Origin of the sequence: Microbacterium sp. SORGH_AS_0888, assembly GCF_030818905.1 — a bacterium.
Lineage (GTDB): Bacteria > Actinomycetota > Actinomycetes > Actinomycetales > Microbacteriaceae > Microbacterium.
The window spans coordinates 1775832-1799814 of sequence record NZ_JAUTAZ010000001.1 but is presented as its reverse complement, the minus strand read 5'-3'; the positions used below and the strand labels follow the sequence as shown (position 1 = coordinate 1799814).

At 72.3% G+C, this 23983-nt stretch carries 18 protein-coding genes and 2 pseudogenes; 12 read left to right on the top strand and 8 right to left on the bottom strand.

Features of this window, described 5'->3' with window-relative positions:
* Nucleotide 1: 1 nt before the first annotated feature.
* The 3 genes from QE381_RS08720 to QE381_RS08710 all read left to right on the top strand — a co-directional run bounded on the left by QE381_RS08720 (nucleotide 2) and on the right by QE381_RS08710 (nucleotide 3731).
* Nucleotides 2–1177, top strand: coding sequence for a thiolase family protein (locus tag QE381_RS08720; protein WP_307217329.1), 1176 nt, complete (start codon nucleotides 2–4; stop codon nucleotides 1175–1177).
* 427 nt (nucleotides 1178–1604) lie between these two features.
* Nucleotides 1605–2390: an IclR family transcriptional regulator C-terminal domain-containing protein gene (locus QE381_RS08715; protein WP_307217327.1), complete on the top strand. Its 786-nt coding sequence runs from the start codon at nucleotides 1605–1607 to the stop codon at nucleotides 2388–2390.
* 438 nt (nucleotides 2391–2828) lie between these two features.
* A complete protein-coding gene (locus tag QE381_RS08710; RefSeq protein WP_307217325.1) occupies nucleotides 2829–3731 on the top strand; it encodes an MBL fold metallo-hydrolase in 903 nt (300 codons plus the stop codon).
* Between the two features lie 68 nt (nucleotides 3732–3799).
* Here the strand turns inward: QE381_RS08710 and QE381_RS08705 are convergent, their stop codons facing one another.
* Nucleotides 3800–4582, bottom strand: a complete 783-nt coding sequence (locus QE381_RS08705; protein WP_307217323.1) for an IclR family transcriptional regulator — start codon at nucleotides 4580–4582, stop codon at nucleotides 3800–3802.
* Nucleotides 4583–4752: 170 nt separating this feature from the next.
* Between QE381_RS08705 and QE381_RS08700 the strand changes: the two genes are divergently transcribed.
* The 3 genes from QE381_RS08700 (at nucleotide 4753) to QE381_RS08690 (ending at nucleotide 7493) form a co-directional block, all read left to right on the top strand.
* A complete protein-coding gene (locus QE381_RS08700; protein ID WP_307217321.1) occupies nucleotides 4753–5526 on the top strand; it encodes a CoA transferase subunit A in 774 nt (257 codons plus the stop codon).
* A gap of 1 nt (nucleotide 5527) precedes the next feature.
* Complete coding sequence (locus tag QE381_RS08695) at nucleotides 5528–6175, top strand: CoA transferase subunit B (protein WP_307217319.1); 648 nt, start codon at nucleotides 5528–5530, stop codon at nucleotides 6173–6175.
* Between the two features lie 133 nt (nucleotides 6176–6308).
* On the top strand, nucleotides 6309–7493 hold the full coding sequence (locus tag QE381_RS08690; RefSeq protein WP_307217318.1) for an acetyl-CoA C-acetyltransferase: 1185 nt from the start codon (nucleotides 6309–6311) through the stop codon (nucleotides 7491–7493).
* Between the two features lie 46 nt (nucleotides 7494–7539).
* Here the strand turns inward: QE381_RS08690 and QE381_RS08685 are convergent, their stop codons facing one another.
* Both QE381_RS08685 and QE381_RS08680 read right to left on the bottom strand, forming a co-directional pair.
* On the bottom strand, nucleotides 7540–8031 hold the full coding sequence (locus QE381_RS08685; RefSeq protein WP_307217315.1) for a hypothetical protein: 492 nt from the start codon (nucleotides 8029–8031) through the stop codon (nucleotides 7540–7542).
* Between the two features lie 168 nt (nucleotides 8032–8199).
* Nucleotides 8200–9602: pseudogene (locus tag QE381_RS08680) on the bottom strand (MFS transporter).
* 34 nt (nucleotides 9603–9636) lie between these two features.
* Between QE381_RS08680 and QE381_RS17850 the strand changes: the two are divergent.
* Together QE381_RS17850 and QE381_RS08670 are read left to right on the top strand one after the other, a co-directional pair.
* Nucleotides 9637–9987: pseudogene (locus tag QE381_RS17850) on the top strand (hypothetical protein); the annotation flags it as partial.
* A 505-nt stretch (nucleotides 9988–10492) separates the two neighbouring features.
* Nucleotides 10493–13411, top strand: coding sequence for an AAA family ATPase (locus QE381_RS08670; RefSeq protein ID WP_307217313.1), 2919 nt, complete (start codon nucleotides 10493–10495; stop codon nucleotides 13409–13411).
* Here the strand turns inward: QE381_RS08670 and QE381_RS08665 are convergent.
* Together QE381_RS08665 and QE381_RS08660 are read right to left on the bottom strand one after the other, a co-directional pair.
* Entirely contained in the window at nucleotides 13408–14241 is an 834-nt protein-coding gene (locus QE381_RS08665; RefSeq protein WP_307217311.1) for an ABC transporter permease, read from the bottom strand. The two genes, QE381_RS08670 and QE381_RS08665, sit on opposite strands and share 4 nt — an antisense overlap.
* A gap of 97 nt (nucleotides 14242–14338) precedes the next feature.
* Complete coding sequence (locus tag QE381_RS08660; RefSeq protein ID WP_307217309.1) at nucleotides 14339–15349, bottom strand: ATP-binding cassette domain-containing protein; 1011 nt, start codon at nucleotides 15347–15349, stop codon at nucleotides 14339–14341.
* A 145-nt stretch (nucleotides 15350–15494) separates the two neighbouring features.
* Between QE381_RS08660 and QE381_RS08655 the strand changes: the two genes are divergently transcribed.
* The 4 genes from QE381_RS08655 to QE381_RS08640 all read left to right on the top strand — a co-directional run bounded on the left by QE381_RS08655 (nucleotide 15495) and on the right by QE381_RS08640 (nucleotide 17416).
* A complete protein-coding gene (locus tag QE381_RS08655; RefSeq protein WP_307217307.1) occupies nucleotides 15495–16061 on the top strand; it encodes an HhH-GPD-type base excision DNA repair protein in 567 nt (188 codons plus the stop codon).
* A gap of 291 nt (nucleotides 16062–16352) precedes the next feature.
* Nucleotides 16353–16736 (top strand): hypothetical protein, encoded by a 384-nt coding sequence (locus QE381_RS08650; RefSeq protein ID WP_307217305.1) that lies wholly within the window; start codon nucleotides 16353–16355, stop codon nucleotides 16734–16736.
* Between the two features lie 45 nt (nucleotides 16737–16781).
* On the top strand, nucleotides 16782–17123 hold the full coding sequence (locus QE381_RS08645) for a helix-turn-helix transcriptional regulator (RefSeq protein ID WP_307217303.1): 342 nt from the start codon (nucleotides 16782–16784) through the stop codon (nucleotides 17121–17123).
* On the top strand, nucleotides 17120–17416 hold the full coding sequence (locus tag QE381_RS08640; RefSeq protein WP_307217301.1) for a hypothetical protein: 297 nt from the start codon (nucleotides 17120–17122) through the stop codon (nucleotides 17414–17416). Before QE381_RS08645 ends, QE381_RS08640 begins: the two co-directional genes overlap by 4 nt.
* Before the next feature lie 72 nt (nucleotides 17417–17488).
* On the opposite strand, the gene eccCa is transcribed toward QE381_RS08640, so the two are convergent.
* The 3 genes from eccCa to QE381_RS08625 form a co-directional block, all read right to left on the bottom strand.
* Complete coding sequence (gene eccCa / locus QE381_RS08635) at nucleotides 17489–21460, bottom strand: type VII secretion protein EccCa (RefSeq protein WP_307217300.1); 3972 nt, start codon at nucleotides 21458–21460, stop codon at nucleotides 17489–17491.
* Nucleotides 21457–22476 (bottom strand): RDD family protein, encoded by a 1020-nt coding sequence (locus QE381_RS08630; protein WP_307217298.1) that lies wholly within the window; start codon nucleotides 22474–22476, stop codon nucleotides 21457–21459. The genes eccCa and QE381_RS08630 overlap by 4 nt, the downstream gene beginning before the upstream one ends.
* Nucleotides 22477–22592: 116 nt before the next feature.
* Entirely contained in the window at nucleotides 22593–23951 is a 1359-nt protein-coding gene (locus QE381_RS08625) for a hypothetical protein (RefSeq protein ID WP_307217296.1), read from the bottom strand.
* Nucleotides 23952–23983 lie beyond the last annotated feature (32 nt).

Sequence of the window (23983 nt, the reverse complement as noted above, 5' to 3'; positions counted from 1 at the left end):
CATGACCGCATCCTTCGTCTACGACGCCGTCCGCACCCCGTTCGGCCGTGCCGCCGGCGCGCTCTCCGGGGTCCGGCCGGATGATCTCGCGGCCGTGGTGATGAAGGCGATCGTCGACCGGACCGGGCTGGATGCCGCCGCGATCTCCGATGTCATCTTCGGCGACGCGAACCAGGCCGGGGAGGACAACCGCGACGTGGCCCGCTTCGGGGCGCTCCTGGCGGGGTTCCCCACGAGCGTGACCGGTGTGACCGTCAACCGTCTCTGCTCCTCGTCGCTCGAGGCCTCGATCCAGGCCGCCCGCGCGGTCGAGACCGGCGACGCCGACCTGGTGCTCGCCGGCGGCGTCGAGTCGATGAGCCGCGCCCCCTTCATCGTCGAGAAGTCGCCGCGTCCGTGGCCGGCGGTCGGAAACCAGACGCTGTGGAACACGGCGATCGGCTGGCGCATGACCAACAAGAAGCTGCCGAAGCACTGGACCATCTCCAACGGAGAGTCGGCCGAGAAGATCGCCCGTGAGTTCGGGATCAGCCGCGAGGCCCAGGACGAGTTCGCGGTGCGCTCGCACCGACTCGCTGCCGAGGCGTGGGCCGCGGGCGTCTACGACCCCGAGATCGTGCAGGTCCCGGGCGCCGAGCTCGCGCGCGACGAGGGCATCCGCGACGACACGTCCGTCGAGAAGCTGGCGGGCCTCAAGGCGCTGTTCGCCGCCGACGGGGAGGGGTCGGTCACGGCGGGCAACTCCTCGCCCATCAACGACGGCGCCTCGGCCCTGCTGATCGGCGCCGAGGGCGCACTGGACGCGGAGCCCCTCGCCCGTATCGCGGGTCGCGCCGCGCACGGCGTCGATCCCGACTACTTCCCCATCGCGCCGATCGAGGCCGCCAACAAGGCGCTCGCGAAGGCCGGCAGGACGTGGGCGGATGTCGACGTCGTCGAGCTCAACGAGGCCTTCGCCTCGCAGTCCCTCGCGTGCATCGCGGGCTGGCCCGACCTCGACCCCGCGAAGGTGAACATCCACGGCGGCGCGCTCGCGATCGGGCATCCCCTCGGCGCGTCGGGCGGCCGCATCCTGGGTCACGCCGCGCACGAGCTGAAGCGTCGCGGCGGCGGGGTCGCGGTCGCGGCGATCTGCATCGGCGTGGGGCAGGGGCTCGCGGTCGTGCTGGAGCGCTGAGCGCCCCGCCGAGACGCCGTCCCGGTGCCGGTGCGGGCTCGGCCCCGCTCGGCCCCGCCCGGTTAGGCTCCGCCCGGCCCGCCCGACTCCGCCCGGCCCGCCCGACCCTGCCCGCCCGACCCTTCCCGGTACGGCCCCGCCCGGCCGACCCTGCCCGCCCGACCCTTCCCGGTACGGCCCCGCCCGGCCCCGCCCGGTTCGGCTCCGATCCGCGAGTGTCTCCCCAGCATGTCCCACTTTCCTCCTGGTGATGTCCCAGTTTGGACCGCTGGGCGACCCGCCCAGCGGTCCAAACTGGGACATGCAGGGGGAGGCGTAGGGATGAAGGCGGGGCAGAGCGGCAGAGGTCCAGAGGTCCAGAGGTCCAGAGGTCCAGAGGTCCAGAGGTCCAGGGGTTCAGAGGTTCAGCGAGGAAGAGAGGGTGAGTATGGCTGCGGAGAATACGGATGCGGCGGCGTCGGGCGAGTTCGTGCAGTCGCTCGCGCGCGGGCTCGCCGTCATCCGCGCGTTCGACGCGGAGCACCCGGAGCTGAGCCTCAGCGACGTCGCGCGCCGGGCGGAGCTGACGCGTGCCGCGGCGCGCCGCTTCCTGCACACCCTCACCGCGCTCGGCTACGTGCGCACCGACGGCCGGCTGTTCGCCCTCACGCCGCGAGTGCTCGAGCTCGGCTTCAGCTACCTCTCCTCCCTCTCGCTCCCCGAGCTGGTGCAGCCGCACCTGGAGCGGCTGTCGCGCGAGGTCGACGAATCGGCATCCGCCGCCGTCCTCGACGGCACCGACATCGTGTACGTCGCGCGCGTCCCCACGCGCCGGATCATGAGCGTGCGCATCACGATCGGGACCCGCTTCCCGGCGTTCGCGACCAGCATGGGCCGCGTCCTGCTCGCCGGACTCCCGGATGCCGACCGCGACGCCGTGCTCGCATCCTCTGCCCGTGAGCACTTCACGGGCCGCACCCTGACCGACCCGGAGGCGCTGCGCGCGGAGCTCGAGCGGGTGCGCGCGCAGGGCTGGGCCCTCGTGGACGGCGAGCTCGAGCCGGGGCTCCGATCGATCGCGGCGCCCGTGCACGGCAAGGACGGATCCGTGATCGCGGCGGTCAACGTGTCGACGAGCGCGACCCGCGGTACTCTCGCGCAGGTGCGTGCCGCACTCGTGCCGCCGCTGCGGCAGACCGCCGCGGCGATCGACGCCGATGTGCGTCTGATCTGACCGCTCCGCGCTCGTCGCCCGCGGTACTGAGATATCGCGGCTCCTCACCGGCGGTCGAGGCCGGCCTCGACCCGGCGCTACGGACCGCGGCGTGCGTCGTCGGCTCCGCCGACGCACGGTCGACGTCGATGGCGGCCCACCCCTCAGGGGTCGTGTCGAGTTCGGCGCCGACGCCGGACGGATGCCGCGTGCGCGCGATGCGAGGCCGCGACGAGGGCGTGCTCGGGAGAACGGCCGGACGGATGCCGCGTGCGCGCGATGCGCGGAGGCGACGGCGCGGGGAGCGGACGCGCGGGCGGCCGGACCGGAAGGCCGTGCCAGGCACCATCCGGAATGCGGATAGCCGGCATAGCCGAGTCGCGATTGTGCGGTGCGGAGGGCGCTGAAAGGCTGAAACCCTGGCCTCCGACGAGGGAGGCCAGGAGAGGACCGACAGCGATGACGCACACCGCCGGCGAACCGACGCTCCACCCGCTGACCGACCGCGTCTGGGCCTACATCCAGCCTGACGGCGGCTGGATGATCAACAACATGGGCCTCATCGAGGGCGAGGGCGGTGCGACGAGCGTCGACCTGACCTCGACCGAGCGCCGCACGCGCGACTACCTCGCGGCCGCCCGGGCGGTCGCCTCGCCGATCCGGCGGATCGTGCTGACCCATTCGCACCCCGACCACTGCAACGGCACGTCGCTCGTGCCCGACGCGGAGATCATCGCCCACCGCAACACGGCTCTCGACCTCCAGCAGGTGCACCCCGCGGTCGGTGAGATCTTCACGCCGTTCGAGCAGGGCGAGGTCCACGCCCGCACGCCCACGATCGTCTTCGACAGCGACCTCACGATCGATCCGCACGGTCGCCGCATCGAGGTGCGGCATCCGGGAGGGCCGGCGCACACCGCCGGCGACGCATACGTCTGGCTGCCCGAGGAGCGCATCCTCTTCACCGGCGACCTCGTGTTCCACGGCGGCACCCCGTTCGTGCTCTCCGGGTCGCCGGCGGGCTGGCTGCGCGCGATCGAGCAGATGGCTGCGCTCGACCCGGTCACGGTCGTGCCGGGACATGGCGAGATCGGCGGCCCGGAGCTGTTCGCCCCGGTCGCCGACTACCTGCGCTTCCTCATCGCCCAGGCGCGCGACGCGCACGAGCGGGGACTCTCTCCGCTGGAGGCCGCCCGCGCCCTGGATCTGGGGCCCTTCGCGGGTCTCGCCGAGAAGGAGCGCATCGTCGGCAACCTGCACCGTGAGCTCGCCGAGCTCGACGGGGGGCCGCTCGACGTCGCGGCCGCCTGGCAGGACATGTACGAGTACAACGGGCGTCAGCCGCTGGACTGCCACGCCTGAGAGGTCCGCTCACTGCCGCCGATCCGGTGACGGCGCTCAGCCGAGCTCGGCGGGTGACCACCCCACGCTCAACGACGGGAGGCGATGCGGGCCGACAGCTGGTGCGCATGGGCGAGCAGGATGCGGCCGAGCTCGGCGATCCGTTCGGGCCCGAACCGGAACTGCACGCCCGTGATGCTGAGCGCCCACTGCGGATCGCCCTCGCGGGTGAACACGGCGGCGCCCATGCCGAAGCTGCCTTCGACGATGAGCCCGGGGTTGACGCAGTACCCCCGCGCGGCGGTCTCGGCCAGCCGGTCGCGCAGCCGCGCCTCGGCGTGGGCGGCGCCCCAGCGCTCGGGCAGCTCGGGGTGCCGCTCGAAGTAGGCGTCCACATCATGGGGCGGCAGGAACGCGAGGATGGCGAGTCCCGCCGATGCGACCCCGAGCGGGAAGCGGACCCCCTCGCTCAGCACGAACGACCGGATCGGGAAGCTCCCCTCCTCACGCAGGAGGCACACCGTCTCGTCGCCGCGGCGCACCGAGAGGAACGCGCTCTCCTCCGTGCGCACGGCGAGCGAGCGCACGACATCGCGCGCGGTCGCGGTGATGTCGTAGCGTGCCGCCGCGACGGTTCCCATGAGATACAGCTCGGGGCCGGCTGCCCAGCGGGAGGTGCGCTCGTCCTGGTCGACGAGACCCTCGGTGCGCAGCGCGGCGAGGATGCGGTGGACGGTCGGACGGGAGAGCCCGGCCGCCTCGGCCAGACCCGCGGTCGAAGCCCCCGCCGTCCCGGCCGCCGTCACGAGCCGCAGCAGGCGCGCGGCGCGCGTGACCGCCTGCGCGCCGGTGGTCGCGTGTGCGGTGTCCACGATATGGACAATACGCACGCCGTGTTCCACATGGCAAGCGCGGACGTGCGATGGCGCGGGCAGCGCCCCGACCATGAGACGCACGACTTCCGCGACCCCGGGCGCGTGGAGACCCGGTCGGGTCCCCACGATGCCGGAGGGACGGTGGCACAGCTGGCAAAGGAGCACGAGTGATCGACAAGCGGATCCCGACCGCGGCAGCGGCCGTCGCCGACATCCCGGACGGCGCGAGCATCGCCGTCGGCGGCTTCGGCCTCTCCGGCAATCCCATGGTGCTCATCGAGGCGCTCCATGCACAGGGAACGAGCGACCTCAGCATCGTCTCGAACAACTGCGGTGTCGACGACTGGGGCCTCGGCATCCTGCTGAACGCCCACCGCATCCGCAAGATGACCTCGTCCTACGTCGGCGAGAACAAGGAGTTCGAGCGACAGTTCCTCTCGGGTGAGCTCGAGCTCGAGCTCACCCCGCAGGGCACGCTCGCCGAGAAGCTGCGTGCCGGAGGAGCGGGCATCGCGGCGTTCTTCACCCAGACCGGCGTCGGCACGCAGGTCGCCGAGGGCGGCCTGCCGCGCCGCTACGCCGCCGACGGCAGCGTGGCCGTCGCATCGCCCGAGAAAGAGGTGAGACCGATCGAGGTCGGCGGCATCACCCGCGAGTACGTGCTGGAGGAGGCGATCGTCACCGACTTCGCCCTCGTGCACGCGGCGGTCGGCGACCGCCACGGCAACCTCGTCTTCCACAAGACCGCGCGCAACTTCAACCCGCTCGCGGCGATGGCGGGGCGCACCTGCATCGCGCAGGTCGAGCGGCTGGTCGAGCCGGGCGAGATCGATCCGGATGCGGTGCACCTGCCGGGTGTGTTCGTGCACCGGATCGTCGAGGTCGGCACCCACATCGAGAAGCGCATCGAGAAGCGCGCCGTGCGCGCGGGAGGGAACTGACATGGCACGCAGCCGCACCGAGATGGCCGCGCGCGCGGCACGTGAGCTCGCCGACGGCGCGTACGTGAACCTCGGGATCGGTCTGCCGACGCTCGTGCCGAACGTCGTACCGGATGGTGTCACGGTCGTCCTGCAGTCCGAGAACGGGCTTCTCGGGGTCGGTCCCTACCCGACCGAGGACGCGGTCGACCCCGACCTCATCAACGCCGGCAAGGAGACCGTGACGGTCCTGCCGGGCGCGTCGTTCTTCGACTCGGCGACGAGCTTCGGGATGATCCGTGCGGGCAAGATCGACGCCGCGATCCTCGGCGCGATGCAGGTGTCGGCATCCGGAGACCTGGCGAACTGGATGATCCCCGGGAAGATGGTCAAGGGCCCCGGCGGGGCGATGGACCTCGTGCACGGGGCGGGGCGGGTGATCGTGCTGATGGAGCACGTCGCCAAGGACGGATCGCCCAAGATCGTGCACGAGTGCTCGCTGCCGCTGACCGGCCGACGCGTCGTGGACCGGATCATCACGGATCTCGCGGTGATCGACGTGACGGCGGCGGGCCTCGTGCTCGTGGAGGTCGCGCCGGGCGTCACGGTCGACGACGTCGTGGCCGCGACCGAGCCCGAGCTCATCGTGCGGCTCGAATCGCCTTCGTGACCCGCTCGAGGTGTTCACAACTCAGGCAGAATCACGCCGATCGGCCCGGTCGACGCCTCAGGGACCCGAACTGTCTGAGTTATGCGCACCCACCCGCCCCCTCCCACAATCCGCTCGAACCTAAGGTGGAAACATGAACACGGACGATGTCGTCATCGTGGCCGCAGGCCGCACTCCGCAGGGCCGGCTGAAGGGCCAGCTCGCCTCGTTCACGGCGCCGCAGCTGGGCTCCCTCGCCATCGCGGGCGCGCTCGCGAAGGGTGGCATCCCCGCGGATGCCGTCGACGCGGTGCTCGTGGGGCAGGTGCTGCCCGCCGGCTCCGGCCAGAACCCCGCCCGGCAGGCCGCGGTCGGCGCCGGCCTCGGATGGGATGTGCACGCCGCATCCGTCAACAAGGTGTGCCTCTCGGGGCTCACGGCCGTGATCGACGCCGCCCGGATGATCCGGTCGGGCGATGTGCGCGTCGTCGTCGCGGCCGGGATGGAGTCGATGACTCGGGCCCCGCATCTGCTCATGGGCTCGCGCGACGGCTGGTCCTACGGCACGGTCGAGGTGCTCGACCACATGGCCTTCGACGGGCTGACCGATGCGTACGACCACGAGAGCATGGGGGCGTCGACCGAGCGCGCGAACTCCCGTTTCGAGGTGACGCGCGAGGACCAGGATGCCGTCGCCGCCCGGTCGCACCAACGGGCCGCCGCGGCCTACGAGGCCGGGGTGTTCGACGACGAGATCATCACGGTGGAGGTGCCGCAGCGCAAGGGCGAGCCGATCGTCGTGTCTCGGGACGAGGGGATCCGCCCCGAGACGACGCTCGAGACGCTCGGACGCCTGCGACCGGCCTTCGCCGAGGGCGGCTCGATCACCGCCGGCAACTCCTCGCAGATCTCGGACGGCGCGTCGGCACTCGTGCTGACGACACGCTCGCATGCGGATGCCGAGGGGTGGCCCGTGCTCGCGGTCGTCGGCGCGTCCGGTCAGGTCGCCGGGCCGGACAACTCGCTGCACGAGCAGCCGGCGCGCGCGATCGCGGCGGCGCTGGCGAAGCAGGGACTCGCCGCATCCGATCTCGACGTGGTCGAGATCAACGAGGCGTTCGGCGCGGTGGTCGCTCGGTCGCAGCGGGAGCTCGGGCTGTCGGACGACGTCGTGAACATCCACGGCGGCGGCATCGCGATCGGACACCCGATCGGCGCGAGCGGCAACCGCCTCGTCGTGCACGCGGTGTACGAGCTGCTGCGCCGGGGGACGGGGACCGCCGCGGTCGCGCTCTGCGGCGGCGGAGGTCAGGGCGACGCGCTGATCCTCACGCGCTGAGCCAGCGCCCCCAACCGCGCCCGAGCGCACTACCGGCCTCGCGGGCTCAGGAGGGTGAGGGAGGCGGCGGCTTCGGGAACGCGTCGCGCATGTACTCGGCCTGCAGGTAGTCCGAGACCCCGATCAGCAGGAGAGCGAACACGATCTGCTCGCTCGTGACCCAGAGCGGGTAGAGGCCGGGGATCGCGGCGAGCACGAGGGCGACGACGGGGAAGATCCGGCTGAACAGCTGCAGCCGGCGGAACGCCCAGTACCAGCCCGCGCGCGCCCGCGCGAGGAAGTAGAACAGGGTCGCGGTGATCCCGAGCACGACGAGGCATCGCATCCACACCGCGAAACCGACCTCCGCGCCGTTGAGGGTGAGCGCGACCGCGGTCACGACGGTCCCGATGCCCAGAACGGCGCAGAGGGACAGGAGCACGGTGATCGCCCGGAACGCCCGCGTCACCCGCGGGTCGTCGGAGCGTGGTACGCGGTGGTCGGCCGCGCGGCCGCCTGCGAGGCGGTCGAGCCGGCGCAGGAACGTCTCGAGCGTCATGGCTCTACCTTAAGTCATGCTGAAGGATCTCGCTGCTCGTGAGCACCGCGCGCCGGATCAGGCCGTCTCGCCGCATCAGGCCGCTTGCCTGACTCCCGAGCCTGCCTGAGCGAGATCTCCGGATCCGGCGCAGAGCACCGGTCCGACCGGCCCGGAGCACCCGAGCGCTCACTCGGGCAGCGAGGGATGCCGCTCCGCGGGATCGCCGTGGCGCGGGATGCACAGGGCGACCGCCATCGCGATCACGGCGGCGCCGAGCCCCCAGCACGAACGCCGTCTGGAACGCGTTCGGCGAGGGCACCGCGGTGTCGCCGTCCATCACGGTCGAGCTCGCGAGCACCGCCCCGACGACCGCGGCGGCGCTGCTCGTGCCGAGCGAGCGGAACAGGGCGTTGAGCCCGTTGGATGCGCCGGTCTCGGTCTGCGGCACCGAGCGCATGATGAGCATCGGCATCGCGGCGTAGCCGAACCCGATCCCGGCGCCGACCAGGAGGTTCGCCACGAGGATCTGCCACACCTCCGCGGAGAGCAGGAGCGTGAAGCCGTAGGCGGCGATGAGCGAGATCGCCCCGAGCACGAGGAGCAGCTTCGGCCCGACCGTCCGTGCCAGCTTGCCCGAGAAGGGCGAGAGCACCATCATCACGAGCCCCGCCGGCATCACCACCAGGCTCGCCGTCAACAGCGGCAGCCCGAACCCGCCGACCTGCGTCGGCAGCTCGAGCAGCTGCGGGTAGGTCACGTTCGAACCGAACAGGGCGAAGCCCATCGCGATCGAGGCGATGTTCGTGAGCAGCACGGGCCGCCGCGCCGCGACCCGCAGATCCAGCAGCGGCTCCGCGATGCGCAGCTCGTACCAGCCCCACAGCAGCAGGACGGCGATGCCGCCGAGACCCGCGATCAGCACGGGCGGCGACGTCCAGCCCCACTCGTTGCCTCGCGAGATGGCGAGCAGGATGCCGACGAGTCCGATCGCGAGGCCGAACGCGCCCGGGTAGTCGAAGCGCCCCGCGGTGCGCAGCACGCTGACCGGCACGATCGTGAGCACCAGGACGAACACCACCGCGCCCAGACCCGCGGCGACCCAGAACAGCATGTGCCAGTCGCTGCGCTCGGTCAGCAGGGCGCTGATCGGCAGCCCGAGGGCGCCGCCGACGCCGAGCGTCGCGCTGATGAGCGCGATCGCCGCATCCACCCGGTCTTCGTGCAGGACGTCGCGGAGGATCGAGATGCCGAGCGGCACGACGCCCGTCACCGCGCCCTGGAAGGGCCCGGCCGATCACGACGCCGACGATGCCGGGGGAGAGCGCCGCGATCACCGACCCGGCCACCAGCAGCACCAGCAGCACGAGCACGATCCGCCGCTTGCCGTACATGTCGCCCAGGCGTCCCGCGATGGGCGTGATGACGGCGGCCGCGAGCAGGGTCGAGGTCACGACCCACGCGGTGTCCTCGCGGCTCGCCTGCAGCAGTTCGGGCAGCTTCGACTGGATCGGCACGACGAGCGTGAACATGAAGGATGACGCGAGCCCCGCGATCGCCAGGACAGCCACCACGAGCCCCTGACGAGGCATCCGGGACAGGCGCTTCCTCGCGTCCTCGTCCTCGATGCCCATCCCGCCAGGCTATCGGCCCCCACCGACACGAGGGCGGTCGGGGTGCGAGACTGGGCCCATGAGCGAGCACGCCGCGGGAATCGACATCCGCCCGATCGACGACGTGACCCAGGTGTTCGCCGCATCCGCCGTGCTGAGCGAGGTGTGGGGTGGCGACCGCACCGGAATGCCCCCGAACCTGCTTCGCGCGCTCGCGCACTCCGGCAACTATGCGGCCGCGCTCTACGACGGCTCCGACATGGTCGGCGCATCGGTCGCGTTCTTCGGGCCGCCCGCCGCCCGCGCGATGCACTCGCACATCACCGGGATCCTGCCCGCGTATCGCGGCCGCGGTCTCGGACGGATGCTGAAGCAGCACCAGCGCGAGTGGGCGCTCGAACGCGGGGTCGGGCACATCACGTGGACCTACGATCCGCTGGTGGCGCGCAACGCCCACCTCAACCTCGCGGTGCTCGGCACCCGCGCCGTGGAGTATCTGGTCGATCACTACGGGCCCATGGACGACGGGGTCAACCGGGGCGACGAGAGCGACCGCATCCTCGTCGACTGGGCGGTCGCCGCATCCCCGGCCGCCCCGCCGGCGACGGGGCAGGTGGTCTCGACCGTCGCGGTGCCCGACGACGTCGAGGCGCTCCGCCGGGAGGACCCGCCCCGCCGCGGCGCGGTGGCGCCGTACCGTGCGCGCGGAGCTGACGGATGCGCTCGCGCGCGGTCTCGTGATCGGCGGCTTCGACGAGCGGGGCTATCTGCTCGTGCACGGCTGACACCGCGCGGTCCGCCCTCGGGTGCCCGGAGTCCCGCGCGCGGCTCAGCCCGCGGCGGGCCGCTCCCGCCCTACAGTAAGTGGGGTGCGGCTGCGGTTCTTCGGCGGCTTCGACGTGCGAGACGACGTCGGAGCCGTGATCGAGGTGCCCGGCGCACGGCAGCGCGCGCTGCTGTTCCGGCTCGCGCTGGACGCGGGCACCACCGTGACCTATCGCGCCCTCGCCGAGGACGTGTGGGGGCTCGACGTGCCCGAGGATCCGCGCGCGGCGCTCCACTCGCTCGTCTCGCGGCTGCGGCGCAGCCTGCCCGCCGATGCGGTGTCGGCGACGCCGGGCGGATACCGGCTCGAGGCGGACCGCGCGGATGTCGACCTCGTGGCGTTCGCGGACCTGGTCGCCGCGGCGCGTGGCGACGCCGATCCCTCCGCCGCGCGCCGCGCTCTCGCGCTGTGGTGCGGCGAGGCGTGGACGCCCGACGGCTTCGACTGGGTCGTGCGCGACCTGCTCGAGGACCGCGCGCACGCCGAGCGCATCGCCGCGGCAGCCCCGTCGGTCGCCGAGCCTCCGCGACCGCCGGCGACGAGCGCGCGCCCCGAGACCGCCGCGCGCTCGGCGACGAGGGCGATGCTCGCAGATCCCGCGCCCGGCGCAAGCCCCGAACCGCACGCGCCCGGTGCACCCGCGATCCCCGCATCCCTCACCCCGTTGATCGGCCGCGAGGACGAGCTCGCTCTCATCGAGGCGCAGCTGCGCGAGGCGCGGCTCGTGACACTGCTCGGCCCGGGCGGGGCGGGCAAGACGACGCTCGCGCTCGAGACCGCACGGGGGCACGCGCCGGCCGTCTTCGTCGAGCTGGCGCCGGCCGACGCGAGCGGCGTGTGGGATGCGGTGGCCACGGCGCTGGGACGCAGCATCCGGCTCGCCGAGAACACGCCGGCGTCGCTCCAGACCTCCCGTGAGCGGGCCCTCGGCACCCTGGCGGGGCGGCCGCTCCTGCTCGTGCTCGACAACGCCGAGCACGTCGTCGCCCAGGCCGCGGATGTCGCGGAGCAGGCCTTGCGGGTCGCCCCGGCCCTGCGCCTGCTCGTCACGAGTCGTGAGCCCCTGGCGGTCCCGGGCGAGGCGTTCGTGGCGGTGGGCTCCCTGCCGGAGCCGGATGCGATGACGCTCCTCTCCGCTCGCATCCGTGCGGCGCGCGGCACTCCTCCCGACGAGACCGAGATCGAGGCGGTGGCCCGGATCTGCCGTCGGCTGGACGGCCTGCCGCTCGCCCTCGAGCTCGCGGGGGCGAAGGCCCGCGTGCTCAGCGTCGCCGAGATCGAGGCGGGCCTGGCCGATCGCTTCGCGCTCCTGGACCGTGGTCCGCGCACGGCGCAGCCCCGGCATCAGACGCTCCGGGCGGTGATCGACTGGAGCTGGAGCCTGCTCGCGCAGGTCGAGCGTGAGGCGCTGCTCATGCTCGCCGTCTTCCCCGACGGGGTCGCCGCCGCAGACCTCCCCGCCGTCGCCGCGGAGTTCGAGCTCCCGCCGCGGGCGGTCGACGACCTGGTCGATCGGTCCCTCGTGCAGCGATCGCGCGGTCGCTACCGGCTGCTCGAGACGGTGCGCGAGTACGGGCTCGACGAGCTGCGGCGCGACGGCGGGCTCGAGCGTGCCCGCGCCCGCCAGGCCGCCGTCATGGCCGACCTCGCGCTCGCGCAGGACGCCCTGCTGCGCACGCCGGACGCGCACCGCGCGATCGCCTGGTTCGACGCCGATCAGGAGAACCTCGCTGCCGCGACGCGGTGGAGCGCCGGGCGGGGCGACATCGCGGTGCGCCTGGTGCGCGCGCAGGTGTGGGGATGGCAGCTGCGGGAGCGCATCGATCTGCTGCGTTCCGCGCTCGCTCGGACGGGAGAGGCCGCGGCCGGGTTGCGGACGGAGGCCGACGTCGTCGTGGCCGGGATGGCGATGCTCATGCAGATGATGCTCGACCCCTCGACCGAGCGTCTCTCCGACGCGTCGATCAGGTCGCTCGCGGACGCCGCCGCGCACTATGACTCCGAGATCGCCGCCGTCCTCCCGGTGCTGCTGCGCGCGGCCCTGCGCGCACGGGCGCAGCGGCGTGGCGGCGAGCCCTGGTCGAGCCACCTGCGCCTCGACGAGGGCGAGATCGCGCACGGGCCGGAGTGGAGCCGTGCCTTCGTCGCCGTCATGAATGCGGCCGCCGCCCAGAACAACGGCGACATCGAGCGGCTGGGCGAGGCCAGCGGCCGGGGTCTGGACATGTTCCTGCGCGTCGGCGACGCGTGGGGCGTGTCGTTCGCGAGCCAGATGCGGTCGGAGTGGCTCATGCTGCAGGGGCGGCTGGAGGAGTCGCTGCGGGTGGCCGACGACTCCACGCGGGCGCTGGAGGGGTTGACCCCCGTCGCCGATCAGCTTCAGCAGGAGGGGCTCGGCGTCGCCCTGCTGCTGCGGCTCGGGCGTCACGCGGAGGCACGCGGGCGCGTGGCCGAGATGCTGCGCCGTGCCGACGCCGACGGGTCCGAGCGGGCGATCGCCCAGGCGGAGACGACGGCCGCGTCGCTGGAGATCGTCCTCGGCAACGGCGAGGCCGCGCTCCGCGCGCTCGACCGGACCATCTCCCTGGAGACGCAGCACGAGCTCGCCGGCTTCCCCGCTCAGGTCATCGCGTGGCAGGAGAGCAAGCGCGCTCTCGCGCTCCTGCTGGTGGGCGACCCGGACGCGGCGGCCGAGGCGCTGCGCCGCGCGGTGCCGATCGCGGTCGGCACGGGCGATCAGCCGGTCATGTCGGAGGTCGCGATCGCGTTCGCGCGATGGTTCCTCGCCGCCGGACGCCTCGGCGACGCGGCGGCGGCGCTCGCCGAGGCCGATCGGCTGCGGGGCCTGCCGGATCTGAGCGAGCCCGTTGCGGCGCCGGTCCGCGCGGCGCTGAGGTCGGCGGACCCGGATGTCGCAGCATCCGGTCCCGCCGACCTCGGAGAGCTCGCCGCCCGGCTCTAGGCCTTCCGCATGTAGGCGCGCACCGTGAGGGGCGCGAAGACCGCCACGATCACGGCGGCTCCCAGCAGCGAGATCCACAGGTCCCCGGACACAGCGCCGTTGTTGGCGAGGTCGCGGACGGCGGTGACGAGGTGCGAGATCGGGTTGATGTTCGCGAACCAGGCCAGCCACGAGGGCAGCGTGTCGACCGGCACGTAGGCGTTGGACAGGAACGTGAGCGGGAACAGGATCAGCATGGAGATGCCCTGCACGCTGGAGGCGGTGCGGGCGATGACGCCGAAGAAGGCGAAGATCCAGCTGATCGCCCACGAGCAGACGATCACGAGCACGCCCGCGCCGATGACGGCGCCGAGACCGCCGGCGGGTCGATATCCCATGACGTATCCCATCGCGAAGGTCAGCGTCGTCGCGATCGCGTAGCGCACGGTGTCGGCCAGCAGCGCTCCGGAGAGCGGAGCGATGCGGGCGATCGGCAGCGAGCGGAAGCGGTCGAACACGCCCTTGTCCATGTCCTCGCGCAGCTGGGTGCCGGTCACGACCGAGGTCGTGATGACTGTCTGCACGAGGATGCCGGGGATGAGAGCGGGCAGGTAGCTCTGCACGTCGCCCGCGATCGCGCCGCCGAAGATGTAGGCGAACATCAGCGTGAAGATGATCGGCTGCACCGTCACGTCGATGAGCTGCTCGGGGGTGCGGCGGATCTTGACGAGACCGCGGTACGCCATCGTGAACGTGTTCTGCACGGTCTGCGCGACGCTGGTTCGGTTCTTCAGGTGGCGGTCCTCGGCAGGCACGATTCGCGAGGGCACCGGTGCGATGAGAGTGCTCATTCCGCATCCCTCCCCTCACCATGTCCCACTTCGGACCGCTCAGCGGGGCGAGAAGCGGGCAGAAGTGGGACATCTCCCGTCGGGAAGTGGGACATGGTCATGCGGTCACCTCTTCTTTGCTCTCGGACGCGTCGGCGTCCTGGTCGGTGCGGCTCGTCTGGTCGGCGCCGTGGCCGGTGATGGTGAGGAACACCTCGTCGAGCGTCGGCTTCTGCACGCTCATCTCGGCGAGGTGGATGCCCTCCTCCCGGAAGAGGATGAGCAGGTCGGCGACCCTGTCGGCATCCGCCATGGGGGCTGTGATGCGTGACGCCTCGGGCGACAGCGTCCCGTGCACACCGAGCACGCGCTCGATGGCGCGCAGCGCGTCGTCGTTGTCGCCGGGGTCGGCGAGCCGCAGTTGCAGGCTCGACGTGCCGACCGAGGCCTTCAGCTCGTCCGATGTGCCCTCGGCGACGACGCGGCCGCGATCGATGACCGCGATCCGGTCGGCGAGCTGGTCGGCCTCGTCGAGGTACTGGGTCGTGAGGAGGACCGTCGATCCGCTCGCGACGAGCTCGCGGATGGTGTCCCACATCTGACCGCGGGTGCGGGGGTCGAGGCCGGTCGTGGGCTCGTCGAGGAAGATGAGCGGCGGCTGGGCGATGAGGGATGCGGCGAGGTCGAGGCGTCGCCGCATCCCGCCCGAGAACTTCTTGAGGGGACGCTTGGCGGCATCCGTCAGGCTGAAGCGCTCGAGCAGGTCGACGGCCTTGTCTCGTGCCTCGGCGCGTGACAAGCCCAGCAGGCGGCCGAAGATCACGAGGTTCTCGGTCGCCGACAGGGTCTCGTCGACCGAGGCGAACTGGCCGGTGACGCCGATGAGCTGCCGTACGATCTGGGGCGAGTGCATGACGTCGTGGCCGAAGATCTCCGCGTGGCCCGCGTCGGGGCGCAGCAGAGTGGCGAGCATGTTGATGGTCGTGGTCTTGCCGGCGCCGTTGGGTCCGAGCACGCCGTAGACGGTTCCGGCGGCGACGTGCAGGTCGACGCCGTCGACGGCGCGGTTGTCGCCGAAGACCTTGACGAGGCCCTCGGCGTGCACCGCGGGGGTGGCGGAAGCGTTCATGGGTTGCCTTTCTGTGGCGGTGATCCCATCGTGCGACCGGGCCGCTGTCGTCCCGCTGCCGTCGCGGGACACCCGCTGTCATGTCACTGTCGTGCGCACGTGGTCGCTGTCGCACGCGGACGGGGTCCGGTGACACACTCGGAGGATGACGTTGCACATCACGGACGATCCCGCCGCCGACGCGCTGCTCAGCGAGAACCCGCTCGCGCTGCTGATCGGGATGCTGCTGGACCAGCAGGTGGCGATGGAGACCGCGTTCTCGGGTCCGCTGAAGATCGCCGAGCGCACGGGTGCGGTCGATGCGGAGGCCCTCGCCGGTTACGACCCGGATGCGCTTGTCGATGCCTTCAGGCGGTCGCCCGCTGTGCACCGCTACCCCGGCTCGATGGCGGCGCGTGTGCAGTCGCTGTGCCAGGCGATCGTCGACGACTGGGGCGGGGATGCCGCCGCGCTCTGGACCGAGGCCGACCCGGACGGGGCTACCGTGCTGAGGCGGCTGAAGGCGCTGCCCGGGTTCGGGGATCAGAAGGCGAGGATCTTCCTGGCGCTGCTCGGCAAGCAGTGCGGCTTCTCCGGCGCGGGCTGGCGCGAGGCATCGTCACCCTACGGCGAGGACGGTTCGTTCCGCTCGGTGGCCGACATCGTGAGCCCGGAGTCGCTCGCGAAGGTCCGAGAGAACAAGAAGGCGGCCAAGGCTGCGGCGAAGGCGTGAGTGTGTTTCGCCGCCGGAAGGAAGCCCCTGTTCACTACGGCCTTCATTACGGGCTGGCCGCGGAGACGCTGGCGGTGCTGGCAGACGCCGCTCCCGTCGGGTTCGACCGGGTGAGGCAACGCCGCTGGGTGGGTGAGAGCCGAAACGGGATCCGGCAGATCTTCGACATCGCGGCCGTGAAGGGAGCGCGGTACTACCCGCGGTGGGGGTGGGGGCTCGATGCCGTTCCCAAGGTCCTGGTCGCCGCGCCCCACATGGAAACGGACCGCGAAGTCGGCGGACTTCGATCTCGTGATCGACCCGGTGGACGAGGAAGGGAACGTCCCGTCGTGGTGCACTCTCACGTCGGCCACCACGCCCCGCGCCGCGCGCACCGTCGCGACGGAAGCCTGGCGCCGCGCGCAGCACGATTTCGCGCAGGTGGTGACGCCGGAAGATCTGCGGATGCTCTTCGTGCGGCGCTCGGAGATGACGTTCCGTCGCTTCGGGCTCGACCATTACATGCAGACCGACATCGCACGGGGCCTGCTCGAGATCTCCCTCGGCAGGGAGGCGGAGGGCGAGGCGCGGCTCCGACGGTTCTGTGAGCGCTTCGATGTGGACATCGAGGATCGGATCCTGCGCGCCGCAGTGTCCGATGCCCGGCTGCGAGCACGTGAGAACGGTTTCCAGTAACGTAGACATATTGCAATTCGTTTATGTATGTGGTGGAGTAGGGACATGGACGAAGAACGGGGGCTCGCGGCCGCGGCGCAACTGTTCAAGGTCCTCGGGAGCGAGTCCCGGCTCGCGCTCCTGCACCTCGTCGGGCAGGAGTCGCGGACCGTCGGAGCGCTGGCCGAGGCGAGCGGGCTCTCTCAGCCGCTCGTGTCGCAGCACCTTCGGACGCTGCGGCAGGCGGGGCTGGTGACGGCGACGCGAAGCGGCAAGGAGGTCACCTACGGGGTGGCCGATCTGCACGTCAGCCATGTCGTCGAGGACGCCCTCGCCCATGTCCGAGAGCCTGCCGCGGATGACGCCGCGGACGAGGAACACCCATACGAACACGAGGAGTTGCGATGAGCACGACCGAGATCCACGCCGAGCACACCACCGCCGAGCACGAGCACGGCACTGACTGCGGTCACGAGGCCGTTCAGCACGGCGACCACGTCGACTACGTGCACGGCACCCACCACCACGCGCTGCACGGCGACCACTACGACGAGCACGAGGCCGTCGCCGAGCACACCACGGCCGACCACGCCCACGGCACCGACTGCGGTCACGAGGCCGTCGAGCATGGCGACCACGTCGACTACGTGCACGACGGACACAAGCACGCCGCTCACGGCGACCACTACGACGAGCACTGAGCCCACTGCTCCTCACGCAGAAGAGGGATGCACCCGATCACCGGGGCATCCCTCTTCTGCGTCTGAGCGCGGTCAGTTCAGCGGCGGGGAGAACGCCAGCTGCGCCGTGACGAGACCCTTCTCGCGGCTGACGATCTGCGCACGACCGGGCACCGACGGCACGGGCTTGACGCGCCCGATGAGCGCTCCCTCGTCGGGGCTGCCACCGAGCAGGATGCCGGTCACCCCCAGATCGGTGAAGCGCTGGATGATCGGGTCGTACGCCGCGCGGCTGGCACCGCCCGTCCGGCGAGTGAGGATCACGTGCAGACCGACATCGCTCGCCTGAGCGAGCAGCGGCTGCAGCACGGCGAGCGGGTTGCCCTGGCTGGTGGCGACGAGGTCGTAGTCGTCGACGAGGACGAAGCCCTCGGCCCCCGACCACCAGCTGCGGTCCCTCAGCTGCTCCGGTGTCACGTCCGGGCCGGGGATGCGGCCGGAGAAGAACGTTGACAGCTCGTTCATCCCGCCGCTGGCCATCTCGTGCGAGGTCAGGTAGGCCCCGAGATACTCGCGGGGGATCTCGCCGAGCAGCGCGCGCCGGTAGTCGACGACGAAGATCTTCGCCTCGTTCGGCCCGTACAGCCGCGTGATCTCCTGGGCGATCCCGCGCAGGAACGACGACTTGCCCATGCCCGCGTCGCCGTAGAGGTAGAGGTGGGGCTCGCTGCGGGGGTCGACGCCGAAGGGGGCCAGCGCCGCCTCGTCGATGCCGAGCAGCAGCCGGCGGTCGGCGTCGCCCGCCTGTGCGCGCACGTCCGCGAGCGAGACAAGCTCCGGCAGCAGCCGCAGCTTGGGCCCTGCGGGACCCTGCCACGCGGCGGTGACCCGCGCGATCATGTCGTCGACGCCGTCGACGAGGGTCGACGCATCCTCCGACCCGTCGATGCGCGGGATCGCGGCGAGCATCTGCAGCTTCGCGGCGCTGAGGCCGCGACCGGGCTGGTTCGCGGGAACGTTCGCGGCCTGCTTGCGATCGATCTCGGAGTCGCTGGGGTCGCCGAGGCGCAGCTCGAGCCGGGTCTGGATGAGGTCCTTCAGGCTCGCGCGGATCTCGAGCCAGCGGTTGGCCGTGACGACCACGTGCACGCCGAAGCTGAGGCCCCGCGCTGCGATCGTCTGCACCCGGTTCTCCAGCGCCTCGTACTCGCTGCGCAGCGTCGCCCAGCCGTCGACGACGAGGAACACGTCGCCGTAGCCGTCGTCGACCAGACCCCGGGCGCGGCGCTGCCGATAGGTGTCGATCGAGTCGATGCCTTGCTGCCGGAAGTACAGCTCGCGCGCGTCGAGGATCGACTCCACCTCGGCGACCGTGCGGCGCACGGCCTCGGCCTCGGTGCGCGTGGCGATGCCGGCGAGGTGCGGATGCCGCTGCAGACCCGTGAAGCTTCCGCCGCCGAAGTCGAGCACGTAGAACTGCGTCTCGAGCGGTGTCGTGGTCAGCGCCAGTGCGGAGACGAGCGTGCGCGCCATCGTCGACTTGCCCGAGAGCGGGCTGCCGACGATCGCGACGTGGCCGGCGGCGCCGCCCAGCGACACGACCAGCTGCTCGCGACGCTGCTCGAGCGGCACATCGACGACGCCGAGCGGGACCGTGAGGGTTCCCGCGGCGCGCCACGACGGCGAGACGAGCCCGAGCTGCGAGTCGGCCACGAGGTCGGGCATGAGCTCGTCGAGCGAGGCGGGGTCGGCCAGCGGCGGCAGCCACACCTGGTGCGCCGCGGGTCCGCGACCTGCCATGCGCTCGACCGCGATCTGGAACGTCGAGCGCGACTCCTTCTGCGCGCCCGGCTCCTCGGCCACCGGCGCCGAGGTCTCCTCGACGCGCTCGAGGGGCTGCGGGGCCGCGGTGAAGATCTCGATCTCGGCCGCGGCGTCGGCACGGTCGGCGTCGCCGCCCGCCCGGGCACCCCGCATCCGCGTCTTCGGGGTGCCGGAGACATAGGCCGCGCGGAACTGCACGAGGTTCTCGGTGTCGGCCTTGAGGAAGCCGACGCCCGGCTCCTGCGGCAGCGTGTAGGCGTCGGGCGTGCCGATGATGGTGCGCGACTCGGCAGCCGAGAAGGTGCGTAGACCGATCCGGTAGGAGAGGTACGTGTCGAGCCCGCGGAGCTTGCCCTCCTCGAGTCGCTGCGAGGCCAGCAACAGGTGTACCTGGAGCGAGCGGCCGACGCGGCCGATGTTGATGAAGCTCTCGACGAACTCGGGCTTGGCGGCGAGCAGTTCGGAGAACTCGTCGGCGACGATGAGCAGCGCCGGCAGTGGAGCGAGGTCGGTGCGTCCGCCGCGCCGCGCCTTCTCGTAGTCGGACACGTTCGCGAAGTTGCCCGCGGCGCGCAGCAGCTCCTGTCGGCGGACCACCTCGCCCTGCAGGGCGTCCTGGAAGCGGTCGACGAGCGACAGCTCGCTGCCCAGGTTGGTGATCACGGCCGAGACGTGCGGCATCCCCGCCATTCCGGCGAAGGTCGCGCCGCCCTTGAAGTCGACGAGCACGAAGTTCAGCTGCTCGGGGGAGTGGGTCAGGGCGAGGGCGAGCACGAGGGTGCGCAGCACCTCGGACTTGCCCGAGCCGGTGGCGCCGATCATGACGCCGTGCGGGCCCATGCCCTGCTGGGCCGACTCCTTGAGGTCGAGCACGAGGGGTGCTCCCTCAGTGTCCTGACCGATCGGAACGCGGAGCCGATCGCGTTCCAGGCGGCCACTCCATGCCTGGTCGAAGTCGATCTCGCGGACGTCGGGGAGCCCCAGCAGCTCGACCAGCTCGCGTTGACCGGTGGACGCGGATGTCGTCTCGGCCGCCGCCGAGGGCCCGGCGTGCAGCGGCATGAGCCGGCGGGCCGTGGCCTCGGCCTCGGCGGGCGTCGCGGTGTCGGGGGTGAAGAGGGTGGAGCCGTCCTGCAGGTCGATCAGCTCGGCGCGGCGCTCGGCGGCGTCGGCGGCGGGCAGGGCGATGCGCAGCACGTCGGGGTTCTCGAGCTCGGACCAGCGGCTGGGCAGCTCGAGCACCGTGACGCCCAGCATCCCGTCGCCGCCGACGACCGGGTCTCCCATCGGCAGGCGCACGCCGTCGACCACCAGGATGACGTGGGGGGTCACGCCGCCGCCGCGGGCGAACCGGGGGCGTTCGCGGAGCCCGGCGGGCAGCAGGTCTTCGAGGTCGTCGAGCGAGGAGCCGATCATGCGGGCGGGGCCGAGACGGTCCTCCTCGCGCCCGGAGAGGGCGTGCGGCAGCCACTTGACCCAGTCCCAGGCGGCGAGCTGGGCGTCGCCTGCGAGCACCGCTACGACGACGTCCTCAGGGTCGTGCAGGGTGGCGACGCCGGCGACCATGGCGCGCGCGAGACCGCGCACGGCCTCCTCGTCGGGGCCGACCAGCTCGACGCGAGCGTAGTCGGTGAGCCGCACGCCGAGCGGCAGGTCGGGCTGCGTCTCGTGCGTGAGCATGAACCGGTGCGCGGCCGAGGCGGCGACGGGGTCGAGCTGTGCGAGCGGCGGGAGCTCGGGCGCTTCGAGTGTGATGCACAACGGCTGGTCGGAGCGGCCGATGCGGGTGAGGAGGAAGTTCTCGTCGCCGGGCTGGCGCTCCCACACGCGCGTGCGCTCCTCGGCGATGAACGGCAGGGCGGCGGGAGCCGGGGTGACCCAGGCTCCGTGGCGGCGCTGCTTCTTGGCCGCCGTTCGCACGGTCTCGCGCAGTTCGGCAAGGTACGCGAGATACTCGCGGCGCGACGCGAGCACCTGGGCGGTGCGCTGCGAGCGCTGCCGCCAACCGTTGACGGCGACGAACCCGAGCGAGGACAGCAGGAACATGCCGCCCGTGATGAACCCGGTCGGTCCGGCGTTCGAGATGGTGACCATGACGATCGCGCCGACGCTGCCCAGCATGGGCAGGAGGCTCGTGAGCAGGCCGCTGCCGCCCTCGCTCGGGACGAGCTCGGGCGGAGCCTGCACGACGATGCGGCCGCTCGGCACCGTGGGCGGGGCGAGGCGGGACCCTCTTCTCATGCGGTGGTTCCCATCAGTCGGCTCACGGTGAACACGCGGTTGCCGATGTGCACCTGGGTCCCGTCGTCGAGCGCGGTGCGCTGGCCGGAGGGGAGCATGCGCGCTCGACCTTCGTCATCGACGAGCTCGGTGCCGTTGGTGGAGCCGAGGTCGGTGATCCACAAGCCCTCGCGGTCGTGCTCGAGGCGCACGTGGTTCTTGGACACGCTCGAATCGGGGTCGGCGACCTCGATGACCGCGTCGGTGTCGTCGACGGGCGACGGGTTGCGTCCGAGAACGACGGCGGCCGGCAGGCGCAGCTCTTCGCGCTGCCCGGTGTCGAACACGAGCAGGAGGGCGCTCGGGCTTCCCGTCGTCGCAGCCTGCGGCTCGGGCGGCGCGGCGACGTCTCGTGCGACCGCCACCGGTGACCCCCAGGAGGGGGCGACGGGGGGCACGGATGCGGGCGCGGCGACGGGGAGGGAGGATGCCGGCGGTGCGGCGGCGGGCCCGCGGTCGGTCGTCGGGGCGACCGCGGCGGGCGCCCAGGGGCGCGCGATGACGGTGGGTGCGGGTGCGGCGTAGGGGGTGGGAACGGCTGCGTTGCCACGGGTGCGAACACGGGGCGGGACGACCACCACGACGGTGCCCGCGGCCTGGTCGTGCCAGGAGCGGCGTGAGCGGCTCCACGCGCCCGAGGCCTCGACGATCCACGCGCCGGCGGCGAAGACCAGTGCCCCCATCGCGACGATGGAACCGCGCACGAAGGCGCGGCCGGCCCCGGGGGAGTACGGTGCGTCGGTGCGGCTGACGCGCAGGCGCAGCATGGCCTTGCCCGGGCTGCTTCCGGTGCGGGCCTGGAGGACCCAGAGCGCGAGCACGGCCTCGGCGCATACGAGCGCTCCGAACCCGAGGGAGCGGGTGAGCACGGCGGTAAGGGCGCCGAGGGCGATCACGATGACCGCGTCGATCGAGAATGCGCCGACTCGGGCGCCGACGCCGGCAGCGGTGCCGGCGAACCCGGGGGGCAGACTCACGACAGGACATTCCCTTCGACGACCGCGTGACGCAGGGCTTCCTGTGAGAAACCTGCACTGCCGCCCAGTCTAGGGGAGGGCCCGGACGCTCCCCGGGTTGTTCACACCTCCGGGGGTCACGCCCCCATGAGACCGCGCAGGATGTCGACCGCGTCGGCGGCGAGGAGGCCCGCAGGCAGGGAGAGCGCGACGGAGAGCCACTCGAAGGCATCGCCGGTGCGTGACCAGGCGAGGGAGCGGGAGCCGCGGCCGGCCGGCACGATCGCGAACGCGGTCAGCGCGCCGGCGGCCAGCAGGACCCCCGCCGCGACGGTCAGCGTGAGCGGGTCGGCGTGCGGGATGAGCGCGGCGGCCACCACGATGACGATGACCCCGGCGGCGGCGCGCGGCATCCATCGCAGGAGGGGCGCGGAGAATCGGCGGGCGCCGAGGAGGAGGGCGAGCGCGGTCGTCGCCGCCAGGGCGATGCGTCCGGCGAGCACGAGGGGGTCGGAGGTGTCGAACCCCGGCAGGGCGAAGGGGGCGGCGGTGGCCGCGGCGGCGCTGAGCAGGAGGGTCGCCGCGAGCATGCGGCCGGTCGAGCGCTCGACGATACGGCGAGCGTCCGCGGCGCCGATCGAGTGGATCTCCTCCGGAAGCTGTTGCCGCACGCTCCAGCGCGTGGTCTGGTAGCGGCCGTAGTCGATGAACAGTCCCGGCGGGACCTCGACGAGGCTCGCGAGCACGGCTCGCAGCGCGACCGGCGCGAGGCCGAGGGTGACGGCGGCGGGTGAGGCGGCGGCGAGTCCGAGCGGCAACGCCAGCCCCCAGACCGCGGCGACGATGAGGAACAGTGCGGCGCTCGCGGCGAGAGCGGCCTGCAGCGCGGGTGCACGGGACACGACAGAGAGGACGCCGGCGACGACGGCGGCCGTGAGCAGGCCCGCGAAGACGGCGAGCACCCCGGATGCCGCCGGCAGCGCGGGGACCGCGACCACGCCCGCGGCGAACGCGAGGGCGAGCACCGCCGCGACGGCGACCGCGACGGCTCGGTCGCCGCGCACCGCGATGAAACCGCCCGCCACGAGGGACGCGAGCACCAGCACCGCGGCGAGCCAGAGCCGGGGTGTGGCAGACAACACGGCCGGGGTGGCGAGCGACACGGCCGCGAGGAGGCCACCGACGGTGAAGACGAGCCACCAGGGGCTTCCGACGCCCTCGATGACGCCGGCAGCGCGGCGACGCCGACGTCGCGAGGACGACGGGCGCGTGAGGTCGACGTAGGAGAGGACGGCGCCGTCGGGGAGGTCCTCGGCGCGGGAGAGCGCGCTCACCTCGCGTCCGTTCGGCTCGAGGAGAGCCTCGCGGCCGACCTGCGGTCGGAGTCCGAGGTGCGCGAGTGCTTCGCCGATCGTGGCGTCGAGCGGGAGCACGAGGTCATGGCGGGCGGTGCCGTCGAGGATCGCCACGCGGCGACGCTCTGCGACATCCGTCATCGGTCAGCCCTTTCCTCGCGCCCGGAACAGCC

Bases quoted from the DNA above. Each gene is read 5' to 3' on its own strand.
- QE381_RS08720 (WP_307217329.1), top strand. From the start codon at position 2: ATGACCGCATCCTTCGTCTACGACGCCGTCCGCACCCCGTTCGGCCGT.
- QE381_RS08715 (WP_307217327.1), top strand. From the start codon at position 1,605: ATGGCTGCGGAGAATACGGATGCGGCGGCGTCGGGCGAGTTCGTGCAG.
- QE381_RS08710 (WP_307217325.1), top strand. From the start codon at position 2,829: ATGACGCACACCGCCGGCGAACCGACGCTCCACCCGCTGACCGACCGC.
- QE381_RS08695 (WP_307217319.1), top strand. From the start codon at position 5,528: ATGGCACGCAGCCGCACCGAGATGGCCGCGCGCGCGGCACGTGAGCTC.
- QE381_RS08690 (WP_307217318.1), top strand. From the start codon at position 6,309: ATGAACACGGACGATGTCGTCATCGTGGCCGCAGGCCGCACTCCGCAG.
- QE381_RS08685 (WP_307217315.1), bottom strand. From the start codon at position 8,031: ATGACGCTCGAGACGTTCCTGCGCCGGCTCGACCGCCTCGCAGGCGGC.
- QE381_RS08665 (WP_307217311.1), bottom strand. From the start codon at position 14,241: ATGAGCACTCTCATCGCACCGGTGCCCTCGCGAATCGTGCCTGCCGAG.
- QE381_RS08660 (WP_307217309.1), bottom strand. From the start codon at position 15,349: ATGAACGCTTCCGCCACCCCCGCGGTGCACGCCGAGGGCCTCGTCAAG.
- QE381_RS08655 (WP_307217307.1), top strand. From the start codon at position 15,495: ATGACGTTGCACATCACGGACGATCCCGCCGCCGACGCGCTGCTCAGC.
- QE381_RS08645 (WP_307217303.1), top strand. From the start codon at position 16,782: ATGGACGAAGAACGGGGGCTCGCGGCCGCGGCGCAACTGTTCAAGGTC.
- QE381_RS08640 (WP_307217301.1), top strand. From the start codon at position 17,120: ATGAGCACGACCGAGATCCACGCCGAGCACACCACCGCCGAGCACGAG.
- eccCa (WP_307217300.1), bottom strand. From the start codon at position 21,460: ATGAGAAGAGGGTCCCGCCTCGCCCCGCCCACGGTGCCGAGCGGCCGC.
- QE381_RS08625 (WP_307217296.1), bottom strand. From the start codon at position 23,951: ATGACGGATGTCGCAGAGCGTCGCCGCGTGGCGATCCTCGACGGCACC.